This window comes from Streptosporangium saharense, from assembly GCF_014203715.1.
In the GTDB taxonomy this organism is placed as follows: domain Bacteria; phylum Actinomycetota; class Actinomycetes; order Streptosporangiales; family Streptosporangiaceae; genus Streptosporangium; species Streptosporangium saharense.
This window is the reverse complement of sequence record NZ_JACHJP010000004.1, coordinates 669,471-677,855: the sequence shown is the minus strand read 5'-3', so window position 1 is coordinate 677,855 and position 8,385 is coordinate 669,471. Positions and strand designations below refer to the sequence as shown.

At 65.6% G+C, this 8,385-nt stretch carries 11 protein-coding genes; 2 read left to right on the top strand and 9 right to left on the bottom strand.

Annotated features, from left to right (window positions below; translation table 11 throughout):
* The first annotated feature begins 354 nt into the window (after nucleotides 1-354).
* On the top strand, nucleotides 355-1,194 hold the full coding sequence (locus FHS44_RS23015; protein WP_184717996.1) for an IS5 family transposase: 840 nt from the start codon (nucleotides 355-357) through the stop codon (nucleotides 1,192-1,194).
* 63 nt (nucleotides 1,195-1,257) lie between these two features.
* On the opposite strand, the gene FHS44_RS23010 is transcribed toward FHS44_RS23015, so the two are convergent.
* The 9 genes from FHS44_RS23010 to FHS44_RS22970 all read right to left on the bottom strand — a co-directional run bounded on the left by FHS44_RS23010 (nucleotide 1,258) and on the right by FHS44_RS22970 (nucleotide 7,509).
* On the bottom strand, nucleotides 1,258-1,737 hold the full coding sequence (locus tag FHS44_RS23010) for a helix-turn-helix domain-containing protein (protein ID WP_184717891.1): 480 nt from the start codon (nucleotides 1,735-1,737) through the stop codon (nucleotides 1,258-1,260).
* A 141-nt stretch (nucleotides 1,738-1,878) separates the two neighbouring features.
* Nucleotides 1,879-2,730 (bottom strand): helix-turn-helix domain-containing protein, encoded by an 852-nt coding sequence (locus tag FHS44_RS23005; RefSeq protein ID WP_184717889.1) that lies wholly within the window; start codon nucleotides 2,728-2,730, stop codon nucleotides 1,879-1,881.
* A 42-nt stretch (nucleotides 2,731-2,772) separates the two neighbouring features.
* Nucleotides 2,773-3,693, bottom strand: a complete 921-nt coding sequence (locus FHS44_RS23000) for an ABC transporter substrate-binding protein (protein ID WP_184717887.1) — start codon at nucleotides 3,691-3,693, stop codon at nucleotides 2,773-2,775.
* 287 nt (nucleotides 3,694-3,980) lie between these two features.
* Nucleotides 3,981-4,730: an amino acid ABC transporter ATP-binding protein gene (locus tag FHS44_RS22995; protein ID WP_446697303.1), complete on the bottom strand. Its 750-nt coding sequence runs from the start codon at nucleotides 4,728-4,730 to the stop codon at nucleotides 3,981-3,983.
* Between the two features lie 8 nt (nucleotides 4,731-4,738).
* Nucleotides 4,739-5,566: an amino acid ABC transporter permease gene (locus FHS44_RS22990; protein ID WP_184717883.1), complete on the bottom strand. Its 828-nt coding sequence runs from the start codon at nucleotides 5,564-5,566 to the stop codon at nucleotides 4,739-4,741.
* 178 nt (nucleotides 5,567-5,744) lie between these two features.
* Nucleotides 5,745-6,113: a YrhB domain-containing protein gene (locus FHS44_RS22985; protein ID WP_184717881.1), complete on the bottom strand. Its 369-nt coding sequence runs from the start codon at nucleotides 6,111-6,113 to the stop codon at nucleotides 5,745-5,747.
* A 5-nt stretch (nucleotides 6,114-6,118) separates the two neighbouring features.
* Nucleotides 6,119-6,352, bottom strand: coding sequence for a helix-turn-helix domain-containing protein (locus tag FHS44_RS22980; protein WP_184717879.1), 234 nt, complete (start codon nucleotides 6,350-6,352; stop codon nucleotides 6,119-6,121).
* Entirely contained in the window at nucleotides 6,352-6,966 is a 615-nt protein-coding gene (locus tag FHS44_RS42410) for a DUF2975 domain-containing protein (RefSeq protein WP_184717877.1), read from the bottom strand. Before FHS44_RS42410 ends, FHS44_RS22980 begins: the two co-directional genes overlap by 1 nt.
* Before the next feature lie 147 nt (nucleotides 6,967-7,113).
* Entirely contained in the window at nucleotides 7,114-7,509 is a 396-nt protein-coding gene (locus tag FHS44_RS22970) for a hypothetical protein (protein WP_184717875.1), read from the bottom strand.
* A gap of 319 nt (nucleotides 7,510-7,828) precedes the next feature.
* Between FHS44_RS22970 and FHS44_RS22965 the strand changes: the two genes are divergently transcribed.
* Entirely contained in the window at nucleotides 7,829-8,314 is a 486-nt protein-coding gene (locus FHS44_RS22965; RefSeq protein WP_184717873.1) for a cupin domain-containing protein, read from the top strand.
* The last annotated feature ends 71 nt before the right edge of the window (nucleotides 8,315-8,385 follow it).

Sequence of the window (8,385 nt, the reverse complement as noted above, 5' to 3'; positions counted from 1 at the left end):
ATCACGACCTCCGAGAACGTCATCTACACAGCCACCTGCATGCTGCTCCTGCACCGCCTCGGAACACAGCGATCATGACTTTTCAGACACCCTCTAATGGGTGTTTGATCCATAAATTCGGTGAAAGATGGCGCTTCTTCGCCCTCTCTGCGCTGACGGAGTTGGAGACTCCGGGACAGATGTGCGCCACTTGAGGTGAGTGAGACGCACGCGGACACCTTCTGCGCCCAGATTTCTGTTTGATCCCAAAATGCCCGCCATCTGCCGTTATGGCAGATGGCCGCAGCGCCTCACCTGCCTGACCTGACCGATACGCCTCTGGCCGACAGCCCCATACGGCGCTACGCCACGGTCATGACCGAACACCGCCGCTACCCCAGCGATCTGTCCGATGCCCGCTGGCAGCTCATCGAACCGACCCCGACCGCCTGGCGTACCGAGCACCTCGCCTGTGCCCTGGACATCGGCCGCCCGCCCGAGCACGACCTGCGCACCATCATGAACGCGATTTTGTACGTCGACCGTACCGGCATCCCCTGGCGCTACCTGCCGCACGACTATCCGCCCTGGGCCACCACGTACTGGTACTTCGCCGCCTGGCGCGACGAAGGGGTGTTCACCAAGCTGAGCGGCCTGCTGCACCGCCTGGTCCGCATCGCCGAGGGACGCGCACCCGAGCCGTCGGCCTGCGTCGTAGACGCCCAGAGCGTCAAGACCTCCACCGACGTCCCCGCCGCCGGCCAGGGCATCGACACCGCCAAGAAGATCGTCGGACGTAAGCGCAGCATCGTGGTCGACACCCTCGGCCTGCTACTGGCCGTGCTGGTCACCGCCGCCTCCGTGCCCGACTCGGTCGCCGGCACCGCCCTCATCGACCGCATCGCCGCCACCCACCCCACCATCCGCAAGACCTGGGTGGACGGCGGCTACCGTCAACGCCTCGTCGAACATGCCGTCGCCCTCGGCATCGACATGCAGATCGTCCGCCGCAACCCCAGCACCCGAGGTTTCACCGTCCTGCCCCGCCGCTGGGTGGTCGAGCGCACCCTGGGCTGGTTCATGCTCCACCGTCGCCTGGCCCGCGACTACGAGGCCCTACCGGCCAGCTCCGAAGCCATGATCCACATCACGATGATCGACCTCATGAGCCGCCGCCTCACCGGAGAATCCACCCCGACCTGGCGAGACACCTGAGCCCAAATCAGACGGAATCTACGGGATCAAACACCCACTGAGATTTCAGGACACCCCGAGATTTCAGGACGCCCTGAGGGCGTGGCGGTAGGCGCGGGGCGAGCAGCCGTACGTCTGCCTGAAAACCCTGCTGAAGTAGGACGAGTCAACGAACCCCCACTGCGCGCCGACCTCACCGACGGCCCTGCCGCCGAGGCGGGGGTCGGACAGGTCCTTCCTGCAGCGTTCCAGGCGGCGCTGCCTGATCCAGCGGGCGACCGAGATGCCCTGCCGGGCGAAGATCTTGTAGAGGTAGCTGGTGGAGATGTGGTGCGCCGCGGCCACCGTCTCCGGTGACAGGTTCGGATCGCCCAGGTTGTCGTCGATGTAGGTCCTGATCCTGGGCAGCAGCCCCTCGCAGGAGCCGGAGGACGCCTCGACGAAGTCGGCGGCGGTGTGCCGTACGGCGTCCTTGAGCCGCTCCACGCTCGCGGAGTCAGCCATCAGGTGCCGGGGCAGCCTGAGCACGAGCATCCCGACGTCCTCTGTGGGAACGTACGTCACCGACACCGCCTCGCCCATCAGGAATCGAGGCCCTTCTCCATCGCGCCGGTCGTCACCTCACGAATCATGCGGCCTCCTCAATGCAGAGAAATATCGGGATTTCTCCCACATTAAGGAGGCGTTTACCTGCGGGAACAGGCACTAGGTGCGGTCAGGATGGTACTTTTCCCGGATTTCCCGACGGAAGTCCCCGGGGGTCACTCCCGACTCCCGTTTGAAGAACCGGCCGAAGTAGGAGGCGTCGTCGAACGCCAGCGCGCGGGCGATCTGCGCGACCGAAAGGTCACTCTGGACCAGCAGCCGTTTGGCCTCCAGCGTGAGCGCGTCCCTGATCACCTCGCCGGGACTGCGCCCCGTCGCCTCCTTGACCGTCTCCGCCAGGTGCCCCGAGGTGACGCCGAGCCGTTCCGCGTAGGCCCGGACGGAACGGACGTCGATCACGTGCTTGGCGACCAGCCGGGTGAAGGACCGCGCCAGCACCGAGGAGCGCGTGGCGTGCCCTCCCCCGTTGCCCGCCTCAAGCAGGCGCCCGCTGGTGACCAGCAGGATCTGCAGGTACGACTGGAGCATCGAGGCGAACCCGGCACCTCGGCCCCGGTACTCCTCGCACATCAGCCCGAGCAGCCTCGACATCCGCTCCGCCTCGGACCCGGAAAGCCGCAGCTCGGCACGCTCGCTGAGACCGTGGAAGAAGGGCGGCTCCTCCTGCCACAGCAGGAACTCCTCGGTGAACAGCACCAGCGTGCCCTGCATGGGCACCTCGTACGTCCAGTGGTGGACCTGACCCGGCGCGATGAAGTACATCGTGTCGGGCCGGATCGGGGACGACCTGAAGTCCACGGTGTGGGTGCCGCTTCCCGCGCTCACGTAGAGGATCTCGTAGAACACGTGACGGTGCGGGAAGGCGGCGCGTGACCACGACCCCATCTCGTCGAAGGTGCCGACGGCGAAGGGCGAGAGCCCCATCGGTACCGGTACCTCGATCTCATGCATCGGCAACACCTGGCTCACCCCCTCTGCGTGTGGAACCCTGCCTCAGGACGTGGCGAGGTTGATTCCGGGCTCGTCGATGGGCTTGAGGCCGTACCCGTCGAGGATCTTGTCGAGGGTGCCGTCAGCCTTGAGCTCCTTCAGCGCGACCAGCAGCGCGTCGGCGAACTCCTTGTCCTTCTTGGCGACGAACATGCCGACGTAGGTCGGCGCGAAGCCCTCGGCCACGATCGCGACCGGCGAACCCTGGCTGATGGCGTACTTGGCGGTCTCGGCGACCAGCACCTCGACGTCCACCCGGCCGGAGCGAAGCGCCAGGTCGGAGTCCTGGGCCGTGGGGAACTCGACCGTCTCGGCGGCGGGCTTGCCACCGTCGGTGCACTTCTTGGAGGCGTCCTTGACGACCTGCACGTCGGTCGTGCCGCGGATCGCGGCGATCTTCTTGCCGCACACGTCGTCGAGCGACTTGATCGTGGCCGCCTTCTCCTTGCTGGTCACCAGGACCTGCGAGGACTGCATGTAGTCGACGAAGTAACCGATCTTCTGACGTTCGAGCGTGTCGGAGATGCCGTCGTCGGCCATGTCGTACCGCCCGCCCGCGACACCCGGCAGCAGCGCCTCCCAGGCCACGTTCTGGATCTTGTATTCGAGGCCGAGCTTGGCGGCGACCGCCTTGCCGACGTCCGGGGTGATGCCCCCGGTGATGTTGTTGGACGAGTCCGTCAGCAGGTAGGGCAGGTTCGGCAGGGTCGTGCCGACGTTGACGAACCCGGCCTGCTTGATCCGGTCCGGCACCAGGGCCGCGGCCGCCGCCGAGACTGCGGTTCCCGAGGCGGGCGCCGAGGAGGGGTCGGCGGGCGCGGCGGGGGACGCGGCGGACGACGGCGTCTCGGGCGTCGAGGTGCCACATCCGGCGAGTACGGCCACAGCCGCGATCAGGACACAACCACGGGTGATGACTGACATGTCACTCCTTGCTCTACTCACACCGGGCTCTGTCCGTTGCGACTCTTGGCGCTTGGGGCACCGGCTTCGGGGGGTGGTTCTTGGGGGGTCTTGCAGGTCTCGCAGGTCTTGGGGGCCTTGGGGTTATGGCACTTGGCTCTTAGCTCTTGGGCTTGAAGCCCTTGGCCCTTTCCGGACTTCACAGGCCCTTCCTGGGCCTCCAGGCTTTCTTGGGCTTCACGGACTTTCCCGGGCCTCGCAGGTTTTGCTTGGTCTCCTTCGCCCTCGCAGGACGCGGGACTTCGGCTTCACAGGACGCGGGCCAGGAACGCCGCCGTCCGTTCCGACGAGGGCGAACGCAGCACCTGCTGCGCCGGGCCCCGCTCCTCGACGACGCCTCCGTGGAGGAACACCACGGTGTCGCCCACCTCCTGCGCGAACCCCACCTCGTGCGTGACGACGAGCATGGTCATGCCCTGTCCCGCCAGGTCGCGCATGACCCCGAGGACCTCGCCGACCAGCTCCGGATCGAGCGCGCTCGTCGGCTCGTCGAACAGCAGCACCGACGGGTCCATGGCCAGCGCGCGGGCGATCGCCACCCGCTGCTGCTGGCCGCCGGAAAGCTGCGCCGGACGCTTGTCGGCGTGCGCCGCGAGCCCGACCCGCCCCAGCAGGTCCCGTGCCCGCCTCGCGACCTCGTTCCGATCACGACGCAGGACCGTCACCGGCCCGAGCATGACGTTCTCCAGGGCGCTGAGGTGCGCGAACAGGTTGAACTGCTGGAAGACCATGCCCATCTTGCGGCGCGTCATGGCCAGCCGCTTCGGCGACGACTCGAACAGCCTGCCGTCCTTCGGCTCGTAGCCGACAAGCTCCCCGTCCACGGCGACCAGCCCGGCGTCCACGGTCTCCAGGTGGGCGATGCACCGCAGCAGCGTGCTCTTGCCACCGCCGGAGGGGCCGAGGAAGCAGACCACCTCGCCGGGGGACACGTCCAGGTCGATGCCACGCAGCACCGGGGTGGAACCGTACGACTTGTGCAGGCCCCTGACACTCACCGCGCCCTTCACCGCAGCCCCCGCTCAAGGTAGTGCTGGCCGATGGAGGCCAGGCTGACCAGCGCCAGGTACCACAGGGAGGCGACCAGGAGCAGTGCGATGACCTGGTAGTTCTGGCCGTAGATCTGCTGGGCGCGGGTCAGCAGGTCACCACCGCCGATGACCGAGACCATCGAGGTGCCCTTCAGGATGAGGATGAACTGGTTGCCGAGCGCGGGCAGGATCACCCGGATGGCCTGCGGCACCACGATCCGCCGCGACGCCTGCCCCGGGGTCATGCCGATCATGAGCGCGGCGTCCACCTGGCCACGCGGGATGGCCAGGAAACCACCCCGGATGATCTCCGCCATGTACGCGGCCTCGTGCAGGGCCAGGCCGAACAGCGCCGCGACGAACGGGGTGATCAGCGTGTTGGCCTCGCCGTACCAGCCGAGGGAGGTGCCGGGAATCCCGATGCCAATCCTGGGGAACAGCAGCGCGAGGTTGAACCAGAAGACCAACTGCACCAGCAGTGGCGTTCCACGGAAGAACCAGACGTAGCCCGCGTAGGCCGCGCTGAGCACCGGGTTGTCGGACTGTCGCATCAGGGCCAGCAGCATCCCGAGGAGCAGGCCGAACAGCAGGGTCAGCACGGTGAGCAGCAGCGTCACCCCGACCCCGCTGAGGATCGGTTCCGAGAACAGATAGGATCCGATCACCGCCCAGTCGAGGTTCGGACTGGTGACGACCGTCCAGAAAAGCCAGGCGGTCAGTGCGAGCAGCACCGCGCCGAGCCCCCAGCGTGATCCCAGGCGCCGCCGCCGTGCGATGGGCATCTTCGAGAGTTCGTCGAGCACGCGACGACCGTAGGACCGCCCCCAACGTCAAAGCTTGACGCTGACTGCACTCTTGTGGGATCTCCCGATACAGATGCCATATCCCACTTGATCATTCCACCACAGGCACCCGCACCGGACTCATGATCACAGACGGCGTCAGGGATCTCCTTCACTCTCGTGACCTACGTTTTCATCTCTACCAGTCAGCGATCTCCATCGAGACCACGCCGTTCTCTTTGCTCACGTGAACGGGGAGGTTGCCCGCAAGCGCGGCGCTCAGCACTCCTTCTTCCACGTGCCGTCGGGTCTGGTACGCGAAGATCCAGTGAGAAGAGGTCTCACGCTCCGCGACGATCACCACTCTTTCTCCAATCGTCGTCTCGATGTCCGTGGCGATGAACTCCTCGGCCAGTCGCCTTCCCTGCTCTCGATCCACCATGTTCCTTCTACTAACCATTTTCAAGGAAGCAGAATCTATCCTCACCTTCAACGAGCTGGGGTCATTGAAATTATGCCCCTCGGAGATTCGGTCCGATGCGGACGTTCCGAGGCGTCGGTGAGTCATGGCCTTCAGCCTTTTCCACGCCAGGAGAGGAGGTCTCCTGGTTGGCAGTCCAGCGCCTCGCAGATCTTGGTCAGTGTGCTGAACCTGATCGCTCTAGCATGGCCATTCTTGAGGATGGACAGGTTCACGATGGTGACGCCGACGCGTTCTGACAATTCCGTGAGGGTCATTCCTCGTTCTCTGAGCAGGAGATCGAGGTGCACGTCTATACCGTGTTCTTCCATGTCGGCGGGTGGCATCAGACCAGACCTTCGAGGTCCTCACGCATCCGAACGGCGTTCCTCATCACCCGCGTAAGGGCGATGAGCCCCAGCCCGGTGAGAACGGCCGCCAGCGAGATGTCGGGCAGTTGGAACGTGTATGAGTAGTCGGCGCTGAGCGTACGGAGCAGTTGGGCGTTGGCGATGTCCTGGACGATCGGCGCCAGGACGGCACCGGCCAGCAGGCACCACGCCAGGGCGCGGAGTCCCCTCACCACATCGGGTGTGTAGGCACCTCGACTGCCCGCGACGCGAATCAGACGCCACACCAGGACGAGCACACCCGCAGCGAGCACGAAGCCAGGGAGGGCGGTGAGTGCCTGCCACATCATCTGAGCCCCGTTGGGGTCACTCGTACAGAACTGCACCTCCGTCGCCGTCGTCGACACCCCCGGAGCGGCACGTTCAGCGAGAACCCCGCCCACTGCCAGGCCCGGATCGACGGCACACGCGGTCCCGCCACCCAGCCCGAAGACGCTGCCGCTCCCGGAGACGACCAGCACCACCCCCACCACCGCAAGGACGACGAGTGACAGCAGCCCGCCCGACGCCCCGGCGGCCAAAGGCTCCAGCGAAAGCTTCCTCTCGGACACCACGCCCCCCACTTATCGTTTTTCGATAAACAGGACGATAATTTATCGAAAAACGATAAGTCAAGCCGACTCCTCTGAGACCCAAGGGCTGGCAGGCACGCTACGGCTCGCACGAATCCGTACAGGTCACCGGCGGGACATCTGGCCTCACCCCTCCTCCAGATGAGCGATGAGACCATCGAAGTCACCCATCGACTTCCGGGAGAAGTCGGGTTCGTGCTGCGAGAAGTGCAGAATCAGCTCCGTGTCCAGCCGCCATCCGCCTTTTTCGAAGGCTTCCGCGACCAGGCGGGGCTGAAGTGACCAATTACGGTTTCGGTGCTCCAGCGACCAGCCGACTTCACCTTGATACGACCTCACCGAGGCCGCCAACCTCATCTCGCCGGGCTCGTAGCCGGGTTTGAAGCGCCAGACCACGAGTGGGGGCCTGGGAGCTCCGTCGAGCGTGGGTCCTACGATGACCCGCGCCCAGTCCACCTCACCGGCCCGTCCCAGAAGGCCCATGATCCGCCGTAAACGATCTTCCCGGAGATTCTTCATCATCCTCTGACGATCAGACTGGAGCCGGTTCCCGGAATTCCGGATAGGTCGTGCCCATGTTCTCCGGATGAGACACACGACGAAACCGCCTTTACCGAAGCCCGCTCGTGCCGCATGCCGAAGGCACGCGGTAGGGAGCCAAGCTCCCGATGGCATCTCGGCCACTGGGAGGTCGCGGGGGCCACGCAGGGAGGTCTGGCCGTAGATTGACCCATGTTTTCAGAGCCAAAATGAACCATGTGGCGGGTCTTTTCGGGTTCTAGATTCGGTGATGTCGCCACGGAGAAATGGTCCGGTGACGTCACCGAACATTGGAGAGATCATGAACTTCGCCGCCGCTGACCAGCCCGTTCTCGTTCGGGCCCTTGAGGCCGAGGTCCTGCGGGACGGGGCGACCAGTCTGATCACCCTGCTCGCGGATTCCGGGGACACCGGTGGTGCGTTGACCGCCAACAAGGCGACGTTCCTGGAGGGGTCGCCGGGGGCGCCCGCGCACTTCCACACCCGGGCCACGGAGATGTTCTACGTCCTGCGCGGTTCGATGCGGATCCTGCTGAACGACACGGTCGTGACCCTCGGCCAGGGCGACTTCCTCACCGTTCCACCGACCGTCCCACACGCGTTCGCTCCGTCGGCGGGGTCCGAGGCCGAGATGCTCGTCGTCTTCACGCCCGGAATGGACCGGTTCGACTACTACCGGCTGCTTGAGCGCGTCCACCACGGCGAAGCCTCCGTCCAGGAGATCCGCGACAGCTCCGAGCACTTCGACAACCACTACTTCGACAGCCCCGTATGGCAGCAGCGCTGACACCCCGCCGCGAAGAAGGACTTCATCATGACCGCTCTGACCGGACCCGGCGTCGCGACCCGTCCACGGAC

Coding starts and splice junctions, on each gene's coding strand:
- FHS44_RS22970 (WP_184717875.1), bottom strand. CDS start 7,509: ATGATGAAGAATCTCCGGGAAGATCGTTTACGGCGGATCATGGGCCTT.
- FHS44_RS22965 (WP_184717873.1), top strand. CDS start 7,829: ATGAACTTCGCCGCCGCTGACCAGCCCGTTCTCGTTCGGGCCCTTGAG.
- FHS44_RS23015 (WP_184717996.1), top strand. CDS start 355: ATGACCGAACACCGCCGCTACCCCAGCGATCTGTCCGATGCCCGCTGG.
- FHS44_RS23000 (WP_184717887.1), bottom strand. CDS start 3,693: ATGTCAGTCATCACCCGTGGTTGTGTCCTGATCGCGGCTGTGGCCGTA.
- FHS44_RS22980 (WP_184717879.1), bottom strand. CDS start 6,352: ATGCCACCCGCCGACATGGAAGAACACGGTATAGACGTGCACCTCGAT.
- FHS44_RS23005 (WP_184717889.1), bottom strand. CDS start 2,730: ATGCATGAGATCGAGGTACCGGTACCGATGGGGCTCTCGCCCTTCGCC.
- FHS44_RS22985 (WP_184717881.1), bottom strand. CDS start 6,113: ATGACTCACCGACGCCTCGGAACGTCCGCATCGGACCGAATCTCCGAG.